The 19,593-nt window shown below is 68.5% G+C and carries 15 protein-coding genes; 8 read left to right on the top strand and 7 right to left on the bottom strand.

Translation table 11 applies throughout. The features are described from left to right. Positions 1–46: 46 nt before the first annotated feature. Positions 47–1,741: a glycosyltransferase family 39 protein gene (locus tag VEW47_10270; GenBank protein HYS05565.1), complete on the top strand. Its 1,695-nt coding sequence runs from the start codon at positions 47–49 to the stop codon at positions 1,739–1,741. Further along, positions 1,738–2,916: a hypothetical protein gene (locus VEW47_10265; GenBank protein HYS05564.1), complete on the top strand. Its 1,179-nt coding sequence runs from the start codon at positions 1,738–1,740 to the stop codon at positions 2,914–2,916. Before VEW47_10270 ends, VEW47_10265 begins: the two co-directional genes overlap by 4 nt. On the opposite strand, the gene VEW47_10260 is transcribed toward VEW47_10265, so the two are convergent. The 3 genes from VEW47_10260 to VEW47_10250 are packed head-to-tail and all read right to left on the bottom strand — an operon-like array spanning position 2,907 to position 8,888. Next, the gene (locus VEW47_10260; GenBank protein ID HYS05563.1) at positions 2,907–6,164 is read right to left on the bottom strand and encodes a CusA/CzcA family heavy metal efflux RND transporter; all 3,258 of its coding nucleotides are present in this window, start codon (positions 6,162–6,164) and stop codon (positions 2,907–2,909) included. The two genes, VEW47_10265 and VEW47_10260, sit on opposite strands and share 10 nt — an antisense overlap. Beyond that, positions 6,164–7,600: an efflux RND transporter periplasmic adaptor subunit gene (locus VEW47_10255; GenBank protein ID HYS05562.1), complete on the bottom strand. Its 1,437-nt coding sequence runs from the start codon at positions 7,598–7,600 to the stop codon at positions 6,164–6,166. Before VEW47_10255 ends, VEW47_10260 begins: the two co-directional genes overlap by 1 nt. Continuing rightward, positions 7,584–8,888 carry a TolC family protein gene (locus tag VEW47_10250; protein ID HYS05561.1) on the bottom strand — a complete coding sequence of 435 codons (1,305 nt, stop codon included), beginning with the start codon at positions 8,886–8,888 and terminating at the stop codon, positions 7,584–7,586. The genes VEW47_10255 and VEW47_10250 overlap by 17 nt, the downstream gene beginning before the upstream one ends. Positions 8,889–9,549: 661 nt before the next feature. Between VEW47_10250 and proC the strand changes: the two genes are divergently transcribed. The 6 genes from proC (at position 9,550) to VEW47_10220 (ending at position 14,774) form a co-directional block, all read left to right on the top strand. Beyond that, positions 9,550–10,371 carry a pyrroline-5-carboxylate reductase gene (gene proC / locus VEW47_10245; protein HYS05560.1) on the top strand — a complete coding sequence of 274 codons (822 nt, stop codon included), beginning with the start codon at positions 9,550–9,552 and terminating at the stop codon, positions 10,369–10,371. A gap of 88 nt (positions 10,372–10,459) precedes the next feature. Next, on the top strand, positions 10,460–11,068 hold the full coding sequence (locus VEW47_10240; protein ID HYS05559.1) for a hypothetical protein: 609 nt from the start codon (positions 10,460–10,462) through the stop codon (positions 11,066–11,068). A 28-nt stretch (positions 11,069–11,096) separates the two neighbouring features. After that, positions 11,097–12,239, top strand: a complete 1,143-nt coding sequence (locus tag VEW47_10235; GenBank protein HYS05558.1) for a L,D-transpeptidase — start codon at positions 11,097–11,099, stop codon at positions 12,237–12,239. Further along, complete coding sequence (locus VEW47_10230; GenBank protein ID HYS05557.1) at positions 12,236–12,919, top strand: L,D-transpeptidase; 684 nt, start codon at positions 12,236–12,238, stop codon at positions 12,917–12,919. Before VEW47_10235 ends, VEW47_10230 begins: the two co-directional genes overlap by 4 nt. A gap of 8 nt (positions 12,920–12,927) precedes the next feature. Continuing rightward, positions 12,928–13,908, top strand: coding sequence for a hypothetical protein (locus VEW47_10225; protein ID HYS05556.1), 981 nt, complete (start codon positions 12,928–12,930; stop codon positions 13,906–13,908). Between the two features lie 101 nt (positions 13,909–14,009). Next, entirely contained in the window at positions 14,010–14,774 is a 765-nt protein-coding gene (locus tag VEW47_10220; GenBank protein HYS05555.1) for an iron-containing redox enzyme family protein, read from the top strand. A gap of 17 nt (positions 14,775–14,791) precedes the next feature. On the opposite strand, the gene VEW47_10215 is transcribed toward VEW47_10220, so the two are convergent. From VEW47_10215 to VEW47_10200, 4 genes are all read right to left on the bottom strand, one after another. Beyond that, on the bottom strand, positions 14,792–15,868 hold the full coding sequence (locus tag VEW47_10215; GenBank protein HYS05554.1) for a PIG-L family deacetylase: 1,077 nt from the start codon (positions 15,866–15,868) through the stop codon (positions 14,792–14,794). Further along, complete coding sequence (locus VEW47_10210) at positions 15,865–17,583, bottom strand: glycosyltransferase family 39 protein (GenBank protein HYS05553.1); 1,719 nt, start codon at positions 17,581–17,583, stop codon at positions 15,865–15,867. Before VEW47_10210 ends, VEW47_10215 begins: the two co-directional genes overlap by 4 nt. Next, positions 17,583–18,764, bottom strand: coding sequence for an ABC transporter permease (locus tag VEW47_10205; protein ID HYS05552.1), 1,182 nt, complete (start codon positions 18,762–18,764; stop codon positions 17,583–17,585). Before VEW47_10205 ends, VEW47_10210 begins: the two co-directional genes overlap by 1 nt. Beyond that, positions 18,764–19,593, bottom strand: an 830-nt coding sequence (locus tag VEW47_10200) for an FtsX-like permease family protein (protein ID HYS05551.1), incomplete at its 5' end; no start/stop codon positions are given. The genes VEW47_10200 and VEW47_10205, both read right to left, overlap by 1 nt.

Raw genomic sequence — 19,593 nt, 5'->3', positions numbered from 1 at the left:
CGGCCCCGGGACCGTCAACCGCGGAGCCCATGCTAGGATGCGCGCCATGACGAGGCGTTCCGCGGGTCAGGGGCACCCGCTGCTGCTGTGGCTGTTGCTCGCCGTTTTCTTCCTGCAGATGATCACGGCCAGTCCGATCAAGTCCCCGACCTTCGATGAGCCGGCGCACATCGGCGCCGGTCTGTCGTACTGGACGATGCGCGACTTCAGGGTCAACCCGCAGCATCCGCCCCTCCTCAAGGAGCTGGGCGCGTTGCCGCTCGTCCTGACCGGAGCCCGTTTTCCCATGACGCGAGCGGACTGGGACAACGTCGGCGACCCGCCGCCGGTGTTCTTCCAGTGGCAGCTCGGCCGCGATGTCATCTTCGGGAACAATCCGAACAGCGTGATGTTCCGGGCGCGTCTGCCGTTCATCCTGCTGGCGGTCCTGCTCGGCGGCCTGATCTTCGCCTGGGGCAGGAGACTCCTGGGAGCGACGGCGGCGACCGGCGCGCTCCTCCTGTATGTCTTCGATCCGAACATCCTGGCGCACGCTCCGCTGGTCGCCACGGACTCCGGGTTCGCCGCGTTCACGGTCCTGTCCCTGTTCGCGCTGTGGTGGTATCTCAATCACCGCAGCCCGAAGCGTCTCGTCCTGTGCGGCCTCGCTCTGGGGCTGATGCTCGCGACCAAGTTTTCGGCGTTGATCCTCCTGCCGGTGGCGCTGGCGCTCCTGATCCTGGCGACACGGTGGATCCCGGCCGAGGCGCCGATCCGATCCTCGAGTCTGGTCGACCCGTTCGCCTCGGAGGACGGCGGTCAGCGGCTCGTCTGGTGCGTCTATGCGTTCCTGGCGATGGCTGTCCTGGCGGCGCTCGTCATCGAGGCCGTCTACCTCTTCCCGCGCAACCCGTTCCTGTACGTCGAAGGGGTCCGCCGCATCAACGCCGACCACGACCCGACGTATCAGGCGTTCATGGCCGGCGCCTTCAAGCCGCACTTCCTGACCTACTACCTCGTCTGCTACCTCGTGAAGGAGCCGCTGCCGGCGATAGCACTGGCCGCGATCGGGGGGTGGGCGGTGCTGCGCCGCGGAGCGCTGCCGGACATGGACCGTGCCTTCCTGTTCCTCCCGCCGCTGGCCCTCTTCCTCGCCTATTCGATCTACTCGGACAATCTCGGCTTCCGCTACCTCATCCCGGTGCTCCCTTTTCTGCATCTGGCCGGGGGCGCGGGTCTCGCCTTCCTGGTGCGGGAGGGGGGCGTCTGGCGAAGGGCCGTCGCCGCAGTCCTGTCGGTCTGGGCGGTCGTGGCGGGGACCGCCATCTACCCCGATCACCTGTCATACTTCAACGAGCTGGCCTGCGTGACGGAGCCGTCGCGTCTCGGCCTCGACGGCGGCTGGCGCTGCGGTCCGCGCTGGCTCGACGACAGCAACGTCGACTGGGGACAGGGGATGAAGCAGTTGAGAACGTGGCTCGCCGCCCATCCGCCGCAGGGTCCGCTGCGGCTCGGCTACTTCGGCAGCATCCGTCCCGAGACCTACGGTGTTGAGGCGATGGGGGTGCGGGTGGACGACCTGCTCGCGCCTCCCCAGCCGGGCGTCTACGTCCTGAGCGCCCACATCCTGGCCCGGGCGCGCGCCCGACTGCGCGAGCTGCACGGTGACGGACCGGAGAACTGGCTGCTGCACGCCCGGCTGTCGGCGATCGTCGGGCACGCCTACTATGTCTACGACATCCCGGAGACGCCGGGGCGATGAGACGAGCCGTCGTGGCCGCGCTCGTGATCCTCCTGGCCGGCGGCGCCGGGGTCCGCGCCGCGACAGGCGGCTCGCGCTTCACTCTGATGATGCACGGCTGGGCGTTCCTGACCTCCAACCGGCAGGGAGGGCGTTCGGGAGACCAGGACTTCGAATCCCAGAATCACCTGATGCTGATCGCCACGCGACCGGCGGGGAAGTGGACCCTGACGCTCCTCGGCACGTTCACGGCCGAGCCGCTGACCGTGCCGCCGCAGGGGTCGCCCGAGCTGTTCCAGCGCGGCGAGACCTACAAGGACGTCCTGCTGGTCGACCGCCAGCATCCGCACGATCTCTTCGTGCAGCTCGCGGCGGAGTGGAGCCGCGATCTCACGAAGCGGTCAAGATTCCGGGTGTACGTGGCCCCCTGGGGGGAGCCCGCGGTGGGACCGACGACCTACGTGCACCGACTGTCCGCCTCGGCCGATCCGCTGGCCCCCCTCGGACACCACAACCAGGACTCGACTCACATCTCCGCCGACGTCCTCACGACCGGGATCGATCTCGGCCCCTGGAGCGCGGAGGGATCGATCTTCCACGGAAAGGAGCCGGACGAAAACCGCTGGGACATCGAGCAGGGGAGTCTCGACTCCTACTCGGGCCGGGTGTGGTTCCGGGCGGCGCCGGGGCTGCGCATCCAGGTCTCGGCCGCGCGGCGGAAGCATCCCGAGGCCTTGGAGGAGGGGGATCAGACCCGTCAGACCGCCTCGATCGAATATGAACGGACGGCCCCGGCGGGGTTCGTCGCGGCCACGCTCGTGGCCGGCCGCAACCTCCTCGAGGGGGGCCTGGTGGAGTGGGGGAACACGCTCGAGGCGACATGGAAGTTCGCCACGAAGCACACGGTGTACGGTCGTCTCGAAAGGGTGGATCGGGATCTGTTCGAGCTCCTGAACAAGGAGCAGCGCCCCGAATCGGTGCCGGCCCGCCGCACCGCGGTCGACGCGCTGACTCTCGGCTACATGCGCGACCTGCCGCTCTTGACGGAAGCGGAGACCGCCCTGGGGGCAGGGGTGACCGTCTACCGCTTCGACGACAGGCTCGACACGGTCTACGGCGAAAGGCCGGTGTCGGCCCAGTTGTTTCTGAGACTGCGCTTCGGCTCCAAGGGCATGGAGCACCACCATCACGGGTAGCTCCTGGCTGCGCCACGCAGGTGACGCCACTTCCAGATCTCATAAATCGGCGGGTAGACGAGCAGCTCGAGGATGAAGCTGGTGGCCAATCCGCCCACCATCGGGGCGACCACGCGCTTCATCATGTCGGCCCCGGTCCCGAGCGACCACATGATCGGCATGAGGCCCATGAACGCCGCCGTCACGGTCATCATCTTCGGACGGATGCGCTTCACCGCGCCGTGGACGATCGCCTCGCGCAGGTCCCCGCGCGTCCGCATCCTCCCGGCACGGACCGCGTCGTCGTAAGCGAGGTCGAGAAACAGGAGCATGAAGACGCCGGTCTCGGCGTCGAGGCCCATCAGGGCGATCATCCCGACACCGACCGCGACCGAAACGTTGTAGCCGAGCAGGTACAGGAGCCACACCGCGCCGACGAGCGAGAACGGCACCGCGAGCATCACGATCCCCGCCTTCACCGCCGATTTCATGTTCAGGTACAGGAGGATGAAGATCAGGCAGAGGGTGATCGGCACGACGATCTTCAGACGCTCCCTCACGTGGAGCATGTTCTCGTACTGTCCGCTCCATTGGAGGGCGTATCCGGTCGGGACCCGGACCCTGTCCGCGACGGCGCGCCGTGCCTCCTCGACGTACCCGCCGATGTCACGGCCGGCGACGTCGACGTAGACGTATCCGGCGAGCAATCCGTTCTCGTCGCGGATCATGGCCGGCCCTGAAGTCAACCGGATGTCGGCGATCTGGCCGAGCGGGATCTGCGCCCCCGACATCGTCGGCACCATGACCCGCTGCAGGCGGTCCAGGCTGTCCCGCAACTCCGGGGCATAGCGGACGTTCACGGTATAACGCTCGCGCCCCTCGACCGTCGTCGTGATGGTCTCGCCGCCTATGGCGGACTGGATCACCATCTGGGCGTCCTGGATCGTCAGGCCATAGCGCGCCAGCGCCTCCCGCTTCAAGTCGAAATCGAGGAAGTAGCCGCCCGCCGTACGTTCCGCGAAGACGCTGCGCGTCCCCCGCACAGACCTGACGACGCCCTCCACCTCGGCGCCGATCCGCTCGATCACCGCCAGGTCCGAACCGAAGATCTTGATGCCGACGGGCGTGCGGATGCCCGTGCTGAGCATGTCGGTCCGGTTCTTGATCGGCATCGTCCAGATGTTGGGCACGCCGGGGAAGCGCAGCTTCCGGTCCAGCTCGTCGACCAGATCCTCCCGGTTGATCCGGTCCCACCAGATGTGACGCAGGGGTGCCTGCAGGAATTCCGGCCAGCGGGAGTAGAAGCGTGGTCTCTTGCGCCACTCATCGTGCGGCTTGAGGAGGATGGTGGTCTCGAACATCGACAGGGGTGCGGGGTCGGTCGATGTGTCGGCGCGGCCCGCCTTCCCGAACACGCGCTCCACCTCAGGCACCTCGACGATGAGGGCGTCCATCGTCTTCAAGAGTTTCTCCGCCTCGGTGACCGACAATCCCGGCATGGTCGTCGGCATGTAGAGGAGCGACCCCTCGTCGAGCGGCGGCATGAACTCGGACCCCAGGAGGACGTACACGGGTATCGTCAGGACGACCAGGATCAGCGCCGACGCGATCGTGGTCTTCGGGAATTCCAGGACCAGACGGCAGGCCGGCTCGTAAACCCTGAACAGGATCCGGCTGATCGGGTGCTTCTCCTCCGGGTGGTAGGTGCCGACCACGACCTGGTGCGTCAGCCGCGAGAGCCAGCGCGGCCGGAAGTCCATCCTGTCCATGCGCGTGAACAGCATCCGCATCGCCGGATCGAGCGTGACCGCGAGGACGGCCGCGATCGCCATGGCGAGGGTCTTGGTGTAGGCGAGCGGCTTGAACAGGCGCCCCTCCTGGTCGACCAGCGTGAAGATCGGCATGAAGGCCACGGCGATGACCAGAAGAGAGTAGAAGACCGACGGGCCGACCTCCTTGAGCGCGTCCAGCCGCACCCGGTGGAAGTCCGCCACGCGCCCGGAGGCCACCCAGAGCTGCAGCTTCTTGTAGGCGTTCTCGACCTCGACGATGGCGCCGTCCACCAGGACGCCGATCGAGATCGCGATCCCGGACAGGGACATGATGTTCGAGGTGAGTCCCATGAAATACATCGGGATGAAGGCCAGCACGACCGAAACCGGGATCGTGACGATCGGCACGATGGCGGAAGGGATGTGCCACAGGAAGACCAGGATGACCAGGCTGACGATGATCATCTCCAGCAGCAGCTCTTCCTTGAGAGTGTCGATGGAGCGCTGGATGAGCTCGGAGCGGTCGTAGGTCGTCACCAGCTCGACCCCGGGGAGAAGAGAGGGACGGACGCTCTCGATTTTCTCCTTCACCCTGTGGATGACGTTGAGCGCGTTCTCGCCGCTGCGCATGACGACGATCCCGCCCACCGTGTCCCCCTGGCCGTCGAGGTCCACCACGCCCCGGCGGATGTCCGGGCCGAGGGCCACCCGCGCCACGTCCCGCACCAGAACCGGCGTCCCACGGTCGTTTCCCCCCACCACGATGTTCTCGAGGTCCGAGACGGAGCGCGCGTAACCGCGTCCGCGGACCATGTACTCCGCGCCCGAGAACTCCACCAGCCGGCCGCCGACATCGTTGTTCCCCTGACGGATCGCCTCGATCACGCGCTGCAGAGGGACCTTCATCGCCAGGAGGGCGTTCGGGTCGACGTTCACCTGATACTGTTTCTGGAAGCCGCCGATCGAAACGACTTCGGCGACGCCGGGAACGCTTTGCAGCCAGTAGCGCAGGTACCAGTCCTGGAAGGAGCGCAGTTCGGCGAGGTCGTGGAGACCTTTCCGATCGACCAGGGCGTACTGATAGACCCACCCGACACCGGTGGCGTCCGGCCCCAGCTCGGTGCGCACCCCCTCGGGCAGACGCGGCATGATCTTGCTCAGGTACTCGAGCGTCCGGCTGCGCGCCCAGTAGATGTCGGTCCCGTCCTGGAAGATGATGTAGACGTACGAGAATCCGAAGTCCGACAGGCCACGGATCGACTTGACCTTCGGCGCCCCCAGAAGTGCGGTGATGATCGGATAGGTGACCTGGTCCTCCATGATGTCCGGGCTTCTGTCCCAGCGCGAGTAAACGATGACCTGGGTGTCCGACAGATCGGGAATGGCATCGAGGGGGACGTTCTGCATGGCGTACAGCGCCATGCCGACGGCCACGACCGTCAGCACCAGAACGATGAACTTGTTGTGCGCCGAGAACTCGATGATGCGCTCGACCATCACGGCTCCTTCGTCCCGCCCTCCGGCGACGCCAACGGGGCGGGCCGGGCCGCACTCTCCAGGGCCGCCTTGAGGCGCGACTCTGAATCGACCAGGAAATTGCCCGAGGTCACGATCCGTTCCCCCTCGGCCAGCCCCGCCAGAACCTCGACGGCCTCCGGCAGACGCAGCCCGAGGCGGACCTCGCGCGGCTCGAACGCTCCGTCGCCACGATCCACGAAGACGATGTCCCGCGTGCCTGTGGCAAGGACCGCCGTCTCGGGGACGATCAGCCTTTGTCCCAGGTCGCTCTCGAGCTCCACGTCGGCGTACATCTCGGGTTTCAGCTGCAGACCGGGATTGGGAAACTCGAGGCGGACCTGCACCGTCCGCGTGGCCGCGTCGAGGACCGGATAAACCAGCCCCACGCGACCGCGCAGTACCTTCCCGGGCAGATAGGAAAGTGTCATGGTCGCAGGCTGTCCCACCTTCACGAACGGGACCTCGTATTCGTAGACGGCCGCCAGCACCCAGACCCGCGACAGGTCGGCGATGTCGAGGAGCGCCGTATTCGCCTCAATCCGCTCGCCGTGCGTGACATTGCGCGCCAGAACGTATCCGGACATGGGGGCGTACAGGGTGAGGTCCCGCGATGCCTCCCCGGTCTCGGTGAGGTGGTGGATCTGCCCCGGCGTCAGGTCCAGGAGAAGCAGACGTCGGCGGGCGCTCTCGAGGAGCTCGTCAGCCCGCTGCACGGCCTCCGGAGGCACCCCCTCCCCCAGGGCATTCCGGCCCCTGAGGGCGACGAGGAACTCCTCCTGCGACGCAACGAGCTCGGGGCTGTAGATGCTCAGGAGAGGCTGTCCCTGGACGACCTTCTCGCCTGTGGCGTGGGCGTAGAGCGTCTCGATCCAGCCGCCGACCTTGGTGTGGACGTGATGCAGACGGGTCTCGTCGACCGCGACCCGTCCCAGCGCGCGAATCTCGCGGATGAAGGGAGCCTTCTCGACCACCTGCGTCCTGACGCCGATGAGTCGCTGCCTGGTCGCCGGGATCGACACGACCGCGTGCCCCTCGACCCGCGGTGTCTCCTCCGGCTGCTCCTGCATCTCGACCGGCACCATCTCCATTCCCATCGAATCCTTGCCCGGTTTGTCCGAGACTTCAGAAGGGTTCATCGTGGATCGGTAGATCACTCTCTTGGGCATCGGCGCGCGCGTGGCCCCCGCCGTCTCCACTGGAACCATCCGCATGCCGCAGATCGGACAATCGGCCGGCCGGTCGGACTGCATGCTCGGGTGCATCGGGCAGTGATAGACGGCCTTCACGCCGGACGAAGCGACCAGGCCCGACTGGTGGCGGCCCCGGTAGAGCGAGGCCACGCCGACAGCCGTCAGCCCGCCGAGAATGAAGGCCACGACGATCGAGGCGAAGCGGTACCTAGCGGTCGAGGGCACGGGGACCTCCCGCCTCGGCGTCAGCCGCCGGAATGTGGATGAGCTCGCGAACCAGAAGCGGCTCGAGCGCGGAGAGGGCCTGCATCCGCTCCGCTTCCTGGGTCGCGATCTCGATGCGATCGTTCAGAAGCGCTCTGAGGTCGTCGAGCACGTCGAGAAAGCCGATCCGCCCCGAGGAATACGACGCTCGCGCCGACTCCAGGGTGCTTTCGGCCTGCGGGAGCACACCCTGCCCGAGGAGGAAGAGCAGGCGATCGGCGCGCCTGACGCGCGAGACAAGTTCGAGGACAGAGGCGCGCGTGCGCACCTTGCCGCCGGCCAGGTCCTGACGCGCCGCCAGGAGCTCGGATTCTTCCTGCGCCACCGCCTGCGCCTGCTTCCTGTCTCTGTGCAGCGGCAGGCGAACGCCGAACGATCCCATGACCATCGGATCGAGGCCGTCGCGATTCTGGTAGGAAGCCGACCAGATGAAATCGGGTCGCAGGTCGAGGCGCGCCAACCGGAGTTTCGCTTCCTGGCGCCGTTCCGCCGTGTCAAGGGTCGCGACTTCCGGCGACGCGGTCACGGCGATCTCGGCCAGATCCATCTCGTCGGCGGGCAGGGTTCCTTCCGGAAGAAAAGTGGCCTCACCGACCGGCAGGTCGGCGGCGCGGCCGACGACGGCGTTCAAGCCGACCTCGGCCGTCCTCCGGTCCTGCTCAACGCGGGCGATCTCGGCCTCGAGGCGCAGGACCGCGGTCTGCGCCTTGAGGACGCTCTCCTGGATCCCCTCGCCGACCTCGTAACGCTTCCGGGCCGACTGCGAGAACGTCTCGAGCACCGAGCGGCTCTCCTCGAGGATGGAGCGCGTCCGATCGAGCCGGTACAACTCGGCGTAGGCGGTCTTGACGGCGGCCGCGACCAGCAGTCGCGCGCGTTCGAATTCCTTCCCCGCCCGCTCCGCGTCCAGGGTGGCGACCTCACCGGCGCCCGCCAGTTTCCCGGGGTAACGAAACTCCTGGGTCCAGGTGATCGACAGGGTGGAGAACTCGCTCTGACCGAGAGTGAAGCGCGAGATCCCATCGTTGAGGTACGACAGGCTGACCTCCGGATCGGGGGGCGCCTGCGCCTGGGACGGCCCCCGGCGGGCGGCCAGGGCCCGCGCCTCCGCGGCCCGGATCGCCGGGCTCGACGACTCCGCTTGGCGGAGCAGGTCCGCCAGGTCCGCGGAGACGGGTTTGTCCGGGGCCCCGGCCGCCGTGCTCAGCGCGGGCAGGACCGCCAGCAGAACCGGCAGGAAAGTTTTCATGGAACACCTCGAACGGCGCGGAGTCGCCCTTGCCTCGGGACGACACGCGCGAAATCGGAGATTCAGATCGTCAGTCGGTGGATTGGAGGCCGAGGAGAAGCGAGATCAGCGCAGGATCGAAACGTTACGGAGGAACACAGGGGCCGACCGATCGTGAGCCGGGAGGTACCACAGACGGTCGGTCCGCGCCCGGTCGAAGCCCGAGGAAAGATCGACCCCGGGGCGATCGGCATGCACCGGCTGCGCCCGCTTGCCCTGCCCGGAGGCGGCCGGAGGAGCCGGAGTTCCAGGCGACGTACCCGGAGCGGCCGGTGCGCGCTCGACCGAGCAGCAACTCTTCGCCCCCATCTGGGAATGGCATGGCGCCTGGGTCTTGCAGCAGGGCATCGCCGCCGCCCCGGGCCGGGCGCAGAGTATCGAGGGAACCCAGGGCGAAAGGAGGGCCGTTACGGTCAGGACCGCAAGGAGGCGACCGGCTGTGTGCATACGTTGAATATACATGGCCCGACCCTGACTGACAAATCATGCAAACTGAACGCCAGAGTCTTCGGCGCGCGGGAACGGCCCTGTCCGGACGTCGACGCGAGGCTGGGCGCGCCGGAATTGCGCGCCCGGGCGCTCCCAGGTGCTAGACTATGCGGACTTTTGCGGGGTTGGCGCGATGAAACAGAAGGGTTTGGGCCGGATCGCCGTCCTGGGCGCGGGGAAGCTCGGCGAGAGTCTGATCGCCGGGATCATCGACTCCGGACTGGTCACACGCGATCAGCTTGTCGCCACGGCCAAGCACGCGGAGCGCCTGGAATCGCTGACATCGCGCCTGAAGATCGCGACGACTCTCGACAACGCCGGCGCCGTGCGGGGGGCGGCGGTCGTCATCCTGGCGGTGAAGCCGCAGGCGATGGAGGAAGTTCTGCGTGCGATCCGAGGGCGGGTGACGCGCCGGCAGCTCGTCCTGTCGGTCGCCGCTTCGGTCGACACGGCCTTCATCGAGAAGCGGCTCGGCCCGCGCGTGCCGGTCGTGCGCGCCATGCCGAACACGCCGTGTCTCGTGCGCCAGGGGATGACGGCCGTGTGCCGCGGGCGCTTCGCGGACGCCCACCACCTCGAGATCGCCCGCCGCATCTTCGAGCCGCTGGGGCGCTGCATCATCCTGGACGAGCGTCACATGGATGCGGTGACGGGGTTGTCGGCCTCGGGGCCCGCGTACATCTACGTGGTCATCGAGTCGCTCGCCGAAGGGGGCGTCAAGGTGGGGCTGCCGCGCGACGTGGCCACCATCCTGGCCGCCCAGATGGTCCTGGGGGCGTCCTCGATGGTGCTGCAGACGGGCGAGCATCCCGCCAAGCTGAAGGACATCGTCACGACACCCGCCGGGTGTACGATCGACGGGCTCCTGGAGTTGGAGGAGGGAGGGCTGCGCGTGACCCTCATCAAGGCCGTGGTCCGCGCGACCCGCAGGGCGGCCGAGCTGATCCACGGCTGAGGACACTGGACGTCCCGTTTCTGATATCCTCTGCCCTCCTGAGTCGAGAAAGGAGGCGGAAAACACTTCCATGAGGAGCATCCACACTATGAACAGACGCTTGAGCATCATCTCCATCGTTGCGCTGGTTGCCGTCGCGGCGGTCGCCTGTGCCAAGGCCCCGCAGGAGGACATAGACGCCGCCAAGGCCGACATGGACAAGGCGAGGCAGGTCCAGGCGGAGACCTGGTCCCCGAACGAGTTCCAGGCCGCCGATCAGGCGATGACCGCGGCGGACGCCGAAATCCAGGAGCAGAACGGCAAGTGGATGAAGAACTACGACAAGGCGAAGGAGCTTCTGGCCAAGGCCAGGGAAGAGGCGGCGAAGGCGACGACGGCGGCGGCGGCGAACAAGGAGCAGGCCAAGAAGGACGCCGAAGCGTCGATCGCGGCGGCCGACACCGCGCTGCAGACGGCCGAGGGGAACCTCAAGGTGGCGCCGGTGAGCAAGGATTCGAAGGCCGATCTGGCGCTGTACAAGAGCGATCTCGAGACGCTCCGCGGAACGCTCGAGCAGGCCAAGCAGGGCTTCGCGTCCGAGGACTACAAGAAGGCCCTCGAGAGCGCCAACTCGGTCAAGGAGAAGGCGACCTCGATCGCCGACAAGCTGGAGGAGGCGAAGAAGAAGCGAAGTGGCGTCCACCCCAAGAAGGCGTAAGCCTGTCCTGGGTGGTGCCCCGGCCCGCGTGACGCGGGCCGGGGTCCTGCCTCCCCCCACGATCCTCCCGCGCACATCCTTCGTGTCGTCCTCTCGGGTCCGTTTCACAGGCCTGGCCCTCGCCCTCCTGGGCGGTCTGGGGTTCGCCTGCGGGCGGCCCCCTCAGGACGATCTGGAGGTGGCGCGCTCGGCGATGACGCGCGCGGGCGAGGTGCAGGGGGTGGAGCGCGCTCACGACCTGTGCACCGCCGCCCGCTCGGTCCTCCTGCGAGCCGAGACCGAGGTGCGGGTGCAGGACCACCGGTCGGCGCTGCGACGCGATTATGACGAAGCCGCCCGTCTCGCCTTCCAGGCCCGTCTGGCCGCCGAAAGCTGCGCCTTCCAGGCGGGTGCCATGCGGGCCAGGACGCGCGCGCGGGCGCGCGCGGCGATCGACGACCTCGCCGCGGCCCTGCCGCGCGCCTCGACGCTGGCGCGTCACGTCGGCGACTCCGATCGCGTCGATGACCTCCTGCAGGTCGAGATCGCGCTCGGTGAAGCCAGGAGCGCCTTCGACAGAAGCCAGTTCGAGAGGTCGGAGGCGGCGGCCGAGCGCGGCCGCGCCCGTCTCGCCCAGGCGGTGGCGGCGATCAATCTGCTGTTCGACTCCTACACGACGAGCCCCCGGCGCGCCGACTGGGGACGCTGGGTGAAGGAGACGCTGCGCGACAGCGGGCGCACCGGCGAGCCGGTCATCCTGGTGGACAAGCTGCGCCGCGAGCTCCTGGTGTACCGCCGGCAGGATGAGCTGGCGATCTATCCGGTCGATCTCGGGATCGGCGCGATGAACAGCAAGGTGAGGGCCGGCGACGATGCGACGCCTGAGGGGCGCTACCGGATCACCGAGGTGCGCGGCCCGAGCCAGACGCACTACTATCGTGCCCTGATGCTCGACTACCCCAACGCCGAGGATCTGGCGCGTTTCAAGAGGCTGAAGCGCGCCGGTCGCGTGTCGCGCCGCGACGACATCGGCAGTCTGATCGAGATCCATGGGCACGGCGGCCGCAGCCAGGACTGGACGAAGGGGTGCGTGGCCCTGGACAACGACGACATGGACGACCTCGTCCCGCGTGTGCGTGTCGGGACCGCGGTGACGATCGTCGGGACGATCCCCGTGGAGGTCCTTCCGTGAGCCGGTTCCCCATGGACGCGCCGCCTTCGCAGGGCGTCCGGCTGCGCCGGGCCGGCGTCGTGACCGGAACACTTCTCCTGATCCTCCTTCTGTTCGCCCTCGTGTACCGGATGCACCTCCTGCGGCACGAGACCCCTCCACCCGACACGACGCCCCTGACCGCAGCGGAGCAGCGGGAGTATCGCGCGCTGCAGCAGCGCGCCGAGTCTCTCTCGAGCCAGATCGCGGCGTTCCGTCCCACCGGGACCTACATCGTGATCGACACGGGGCGGAATCTTCTGTCGATCTACAAGAACGGCGAGAAGGTGCACGAGGCGGTCTGCTCCACCGGCAGCGGTCGGGCCCTCTCCGACCCGGTCCGCCGCCGCATGTGGGTGTTCGACACGCCTCGCGGCGAATTCACCATCCGGGCCAAGTACCCGAACCCGGTCTGGGTCAAGCCGGACTGGGCGTTCCTGGAGGAGGGGGAGCCGATCCCGCGGGATCTCGCGGCCCGGCTCGCCCCGACCGAGCTGGGCGCCTACGCCATGGACCTGGGCGACGGTTACCTGGTCCACGGAACGTTGTACGAGAGGGCGCTGGGGCTCAGCATCACCCATGGCTGCGTCCGGCTGGGGGACCGGGATCTCGAGACTGTGTACAAGACGGTGCGGATCGGGACGCAGGTGTACATCTTTTGAGGAGCCTCGTGAAGGGGACCGCGCTCGCCCTCTCCCTGGTCGCTCTCCTGGCGGCGCCGCCGGATTCCGGGGACTCGAGCGCGGCCGGCACGGGAGCCGCCCGCCCCGCCCCGCAGTTCACCCGCGCCGATCTCGCGGCGCTGCGGCGCAGGGTCGCGCTCCTCGAGAGCGAGCTCGCCCTGGCGCGATCGCGCAAACCGTACCTCGTGGTGGACGCAGAATCGAAGCGACTGCGCCAGGAGCTTTTTGGGATGACGCTGCGCGAGATCCCGGTGCGGGAGATCGACATCGACGGGCTGCGACGCACCGGGGAAGGAGGCGTTCCGGGACCGCTGTCCCTCGCCGGCATCGTGACTCTGAAGGAGAAGGATAAAGACCCGCGCCTGTCGCCGCTCACACCCGAGCAGATCGAGCAGGGGGCCGCGGACGAGAACGTGGCCGACGCCTTGCCGCCGGAGGCGCCGGCCGATTACGCGCTGACGTTCCAGCAGCCTGTCGTCGTCAGGATCGAGGGGATCCCCGAGAAGAAGACCGGCGTGCGCGGCGTCCTGTCGTGGTGGCCTCGTTCGTGGTCTCGAGGCACGGCGGGCGGGGGGGAGATCCTCCTGAGCGTCACGGTCCATCTCGACGAGACCCCGGCGCAGGAGGTGTACCGCTCGCTCCTGCCGGGGGAGCGCCTGATCGTCGTGCCGCCGCCGGGATTCCTCCTTCCGGACGCCGGACAGGAGGCGCCGCGCAGCGTCCGTCAGGGCCGGCCGGCGAAGCCCCCGGCCCCGCCGCCGGGCCTGACCCCCGCGGGTGTGCCGTTCAGGATCCCGCCGCCGGTCGCGGAGACGCCGGCCGAGGGTGCGTCCCCCGCGTCTGCCGGGGACGGTGCGGAGGGCGCCGCGGGTCACGCGGCCGAGGAGGCGCCGGCCCCGCCGGCGGAAGCGGCGCCCACCCCGACTCCGCCGCCGGAAGACCCACCGGCCCAGACGCCCCCGTCGTGAGATCGCGCCGCCCGGGTCTCTTGATTTCGAGCCGGGCGGGCACCATGATCCCCGGGCGCGCGGCCTGAGAGCGTCGCGCCTTTGGTGTGTCGGGAGCGCCCATGCCCCTTGCCGTCGCCCGGTTGCATGAGTTGCAGGACGATCTCCTGTCGATCATGGACAGGAAGAATCACTGGGCCTGGCCCCACTTCAACGAGGGTCACGCGACCCGTCCGCAGCTCCTCCTTCATTTCCAGCAGGAGTTCGATGTCTACGTGCGCGACTTCCCGGTGTTCCTGAGCCGGGTCCATTCGCGCTGCCCGCACCCCGAAGTCCGGCAGGACCTCGCGGAGAACATGTACGAGGAGGAGACCGGCAAGCTGAGCAAGGGGGTGCCCCACCCCGAGCTGTTCGTCGTCATGATGGAAGGACTGGGCTTCCCGCGCTCCCGCTTCAGCGGCATCGATCTCCTGCCGGAAGCGGCCGCCTACCGCGCCTTCATCGACCAGGTCACCACGCGCCGTCCCTGGATCGAGGGGGCCGCGCTGGTGACCATCTTCATCGAGGGGAGCGTGGACGATCGACGCAGGATCGGCGCGCCCGAGCCGGAGGATCCGGTCGACCTCGAAGCCGAGCTCCGGAGCAACGCCCTGGTGAAGCACTACGGAGTGGACCCGCGCTTCCTCGATCTGAAGCGGGCGCATCACATGGTCGAGACCGGTCATCGCAAGATGGCCTGGAAGATGGTGCTCGATCACGCCGGCTCGCCGACGGTGGCCGACCGTATAAGGCGCGTGCTCTCGAGAAGCCTCGACCTCTGGCTCCTGTACCGCGACGGCGTGGCGCGCGCCTGCCGCATCGAGAGGCCCTCGCATCCCGGTCGCTGACCGGCGACCGGGCCCGCTCAGGGCCGGTGCGGATCCCCGACCTCGAGCCAGCCCCCCTCGTCGAAGAACCCGAATCGTCGCTCCAGCTTGACGTAGATCGGACCCGCTCCGGGCAGCGCCTGGACCGGCACCTCGACGATCCCGCCGCGCCGGTCGCCTCGAAGGGAGGCCCGTCCGCGCGTCGCGTCGGTCAGGAGGTCCTTCACGTCGGCCCCCCCGCGCCTCCAGCGCAGCGGGAACGACAGGCTCTGTCTTTGTCCTGGCCGGCCGGCCGCCAGACGCAGAGTCGGGCGTCCGAAGGCGCCCAGGCGCGGGCGCAGCACCAGATCGAGATGCAGGACATCCGGGTCCAGCCGCACACGGCGGACGGGGTGGAGACCGTCCAGCTCGGGAGCGGCTTCGCCGCGGTAGAAGATCTCCGATCGTTCGGTGGTCGACAGGAACTTGCGACGATGCACGGTGAGCTGCGTGGCGTGACAGCGGATGGCGCGGCGCTTTCGTTCCTTCTCCTGTTCATTCGGCTCGAATCGCACGGCCGCCGGGCCGTTTGGCGCGCCCGCGTCCGGTGACCGGCGCACGCAATGGATCAGGTAGCTGAAAAGAGCCGGGCGTCGTGCAGGCTCGAGACGGGCCAGGGCCAGCCGCACGAGGACCGCGAGTGCGCTGTGATCGGGATGCAGATCGAACAGGCAGGGGGCGACCAGAAGGGTCGTTCGCCTCTCGAGGAGGAGCGCCTCGATCCGGTCGACGGCCGATTCCCCGCCCGCCAGGAGGACGTCGGTGATCGCCCCGTCGGGAAGACCGAGGAAGACGGCGTTGTCGGCGGGGACTCCCAGCTCGGCCAGGGCCGCGAGCGCCTCCCGGCGCCGTCTCTGGCCGAACCGGGCGCAGTCCTCCGGCCCCACCCGCAGACGCCTCTCCACCAGACGCTGAGTCCAGGGATTGTTCTGGCCGTCGGTGGCGAAGACCACGACGACCTCCCCCTGGCGCGCCAGCGCCCTCTGCACGAGGCCTCCCGCGGCGAGCGTCTCGTCGTCGGGATGCGGTGCGAGAAGCAGCACGCGCTCGCCGGCCGCGGGCCCGTCCCAGGTCATCGTGCCGCTCCGGCTGGAGCGAAGGGGGAGAAGCCCCGCTCCGTCGCCTGCGCCCACAGGATCGCCACGCGGCCGGTGCCGGGGGCAGGCCGCAGCTCGTGGTGGCCGGGAAGAAGATCGCGCGGGCGATCGTACGGCAGGCCGTCGATCGCCCCGGGGAGGCCGCCCGATTCCGCCACGACCGCGTAGCGGGCGCGCATCGGGATGTCGAAGCGCAGCGGCGCGCCTGCGGGCGCGGTCGCGGGGTCGACCACGGCCCCGACCACCCTCCAGGCACCCACCACGACGTAATAGTCCTGCAGGAAGCGACGGGCCCGCGGCGGGAACCCCGCGATGTCGGCCGGGGCCACGCAGGTGCCGGTCTCGATGCAGCGCTCCGGGATCGTGTCCCGGATCAGTCCCCGCGACATCCGCTCGAGGGTCATCGTCTCGAGAGCATAGTAGAAGGGACGGTTTCGGAACACGGCCTGCCCCTTCAGGTCGAGCACGAAGTCCTGCGGGCCGGTCAGGGCCAGGACCTCACGAAGCCGCCGTTCCTGCGGCTCCGTGGCGTGCGCCGCCACCGGCGAGAGGGCCGGCAGGAGGACGAGCTCGAGGCATGCGAGGAGTCCGGGGACGAGCGCCGCGCGCCGTGCCGTCCAGATCCACGCACCGCCCGCCAGCAGAGCCCCGGCGAGAAGCGGCGCGAACAGCGGATAGAACGGCAGGAGGTCCTGGCGCGTGTGCACCGGCCAGACGGTCGAAAGGAGCACGTACTGCGAGCCCGCCAGAAGCAGGAGGAACGCCGCGCGTGCTCCATCGCCGGGGAAGCGCTTGATGATGAAGCGGGCGGCGGCGAGGAGCAGGCCGAGGATCGGCACCAGCAAGTAGATCCTGATCGAATATCCCCATCGCCCGACCCCCGGCAGCAGGTTGTGCCGGATCGTGCAGTCGACCAGCGCCCCGAGCGCGCCTCGCGACGCGAAGTACAGAACGATCGCCGCGGGCGGCAGGAGGGCGCCGGCCAGGACCGACAGGCCGTACGGGAGAGCGCGGCGGCGCGCGCCCCCGCCGGCCCGGGGCAGGAGCAGAAGGACCGACACCGCCGCGAACGCCAGGGACGAAAAGAGCATCACGCTCTTCAGCGACACGGCCAGACAGCAGCCGAACAGGATCCCGGCCCCGAAGCCGCGCCGCGCCTCGAGCGGCCCGCAGAGCACAAACGCGATCGCCAGGACCCAGACGGCGGCCCACAGGACGTCGGTGCGGTACTCCAGCGACTTGAAGAAGAAGGTCGGGCTCAGTCCGCAGATCGCTGCGGCCCACAGCCCGGCGCGCCCGCCGAACAGGCGCCGGCCGACGAGGAACGTCGCGGCGAGCGCCGCCGCGAACAACGGCGTCATCGCGAGCCGCATGAACACCAGGATGCGCGGGTTCTCCCCGATCAGCGCCACCAGCGGCGCGCTCAGGATGTGAAAGAGGGGGGCGTGGTTGTCGAAGACGTCGCGATAGGGGAGAAGCCCCTTCGTCCAGGCCCAGGCGACGTGCAGGTGCTGCGGCTCGTCCGAATCGATGGGGTAGGCGGACGCGTATGCGATGCGCAGAATGACCATCGCCCCGAAGAGCGCGACGAGCGTCAGGGGCTCCGCGCGGGAGAGCGCATTCAGGCGGGGGCGCGCGTCGGGGACCACGGCGGTGGTGATCGGCTCGAGCGCGGTCGCGCCGTGCTGGTCCACTAGGCTTCGCGAAGTGCGTTGACGATTTTCAGACGCGCGGCCCGGGCGGCCGGCAGGAGCCCGCCGAACAATCCCATCGCGAGGGAGAAGATCACGCCGGAGACGATCAGCGGGACGGTCAGCTCGAAGTTGAACATGATCTCGGCGAAGGTCGCGAAATTGCTGGTGCCGGTGGGCGCGGTCAGGATCGAGCGCACGACCAGGGCGGCGAGGAGGGCGCCGCACAGACCGCCGAGCAGGCCGAGTGTCGTCGACTCCAGCACGAACGAGGTCAGGACGACCGTGCGCGAGAAGCCGAGGGCCCGCATCGTGGCGATCTCGCGCGTGCGGGCCGAGACCTGCGCGTACATCGTGTTCATGGCGCCGAACGAGGCGCCGATCGCCATGATGACGGCGACGAAGTAGGCCAGGAACTGGATCGGTTTGGCGGTCCCCATCTGCTTCTCGAAATACTCGGTCTCGGGCTTGGCCTCCAGCTTGATCCTCTGGTCGTCCTTCACCGCGGCGATCACCCGATCACGCCCGCTGCCGCTGTCGGTCGCGTGCACCAGGACGCTGCTGTACCCGGTGTTGCGGTGAGCCTGGTCCTGCACATTGTGCAGGTCGGCCCACATCTCCGAGTCGTAGGGCGACCCGGCCGCGTCGAACACCCCGACCACCGTCCAGTGCTCCGAGCCGGCCGTGATGGTGCGGCCGATCACCATGTCGGCGAAGCGCTCCTTGAGACGCGTCGAGACGATCGCCTCGGCGGTCCCGCTCTGGAACATACGCCCCTCGACGACGCGCACATTGTCCCCGCGCAGGGTGAACGCCTCCGGGCCGACGCCCCGCACGATGACGTTCGTCCGCTTGCCGTCCTTGCGCGGAATGTTGATCAGGACCACCGTCTCCGGCGACGCCAGTGGCTGGCCGTCCTTGCCGCGCTCGATCCCCTCGAGCGTGCGGATCGCCTCGAACTGGTCGAAGCTGACGTAGCTCTGCACGTCCGACTGGGCTCCGACGCGCAGCACGATGACGTTCTTCGCCGACACCGTGGTGCTGAGGGTCTTGCGCACCCCCTCGGCCAGCGACATGACGAGCAGGAAGACCGTCACGACCAGGGCGATCCCGAGCACCGTCATCGCCGTCGAGACCTTGCGGACGACGAGATTGCGCAGGTTGTACTTGATCGGGATCCACATCACGCCACCTGCCTGAGACCGTCGACGATCGACACGCGCGCCGAGCGGATGGCCGGCACGAATCCGGAGACGATGCCGATGGCGACCGCCGCGACGAACGCGGTCAGGAGCGTGGCCGCCGAGATGTGGATGTTGTAGGCGAGCGGCGCCACGGGCGAGTGCTTCATCCCCTCCACCAGCATGTGGGTGAACGGTATGGAGAACAGGACGCCGACCAGGCCGCCGAGCAGGGCCAGGACCATCGCCTCGGACAGGACCAGCCCCAGCACCTGACCCCGCCTGAAGCCGAGGGCGCGGATCACGGCGATCTGCGTCGTCCTCTCGCGCGCGCTCATCGCCACCGAGTTGGCGACGATCAGGACGACCGTGAACAGGACGACGAGGGCGATGCTCCGAATCAGGAGCTTGACGTTCCCCATCATCTCGGCGAACTGCAGCATGAACTGCTTCTCCGGCATCGCCTTCACCGGCGCCTCGCTGTTCTCGAACATCTTGTTGATCGCGTCGCAGACGACCGGCACCTGCTCGGGCGTCTTCGTGCGCAGGAAGAAGATGCCGGTCCGCTCCAGCCGGCCGATCGAGGAGTTCTCCAGATATTTATTGTGGAAGAAGATGTTCGACTCGTCCGGCCCCTTGTACACGCCGCGCAGGACCAGGTCGAGGGTCCCGGTGATGTAAGAGCCCTTGATCTGGATCCGGTCGCCGATGCCCCAGTGATACTTGTCGATGAGCTGCTTGCCGTCGACGAACGAGTCGCGCTCCGCCTGCCACGTCTTGAGCTGGTCCTCGGGAAGCGTGTAATCGTCGTGGATCACGGCCCAGGTCTCGG

This window comes from Candidatus Dormiibacterota bacterium (assembly GCA_035635555.1).
In the GTDB taxonomy this organism is placed as follows: Bacteria; Acidobacteriota; Polarisedimenticolia; order Gp22-AA2; family Gp22-AA2; genus Gp22-AA3.
This window is presented reverse-complemented; position numbering and strand designations above follow the sequence as displayed.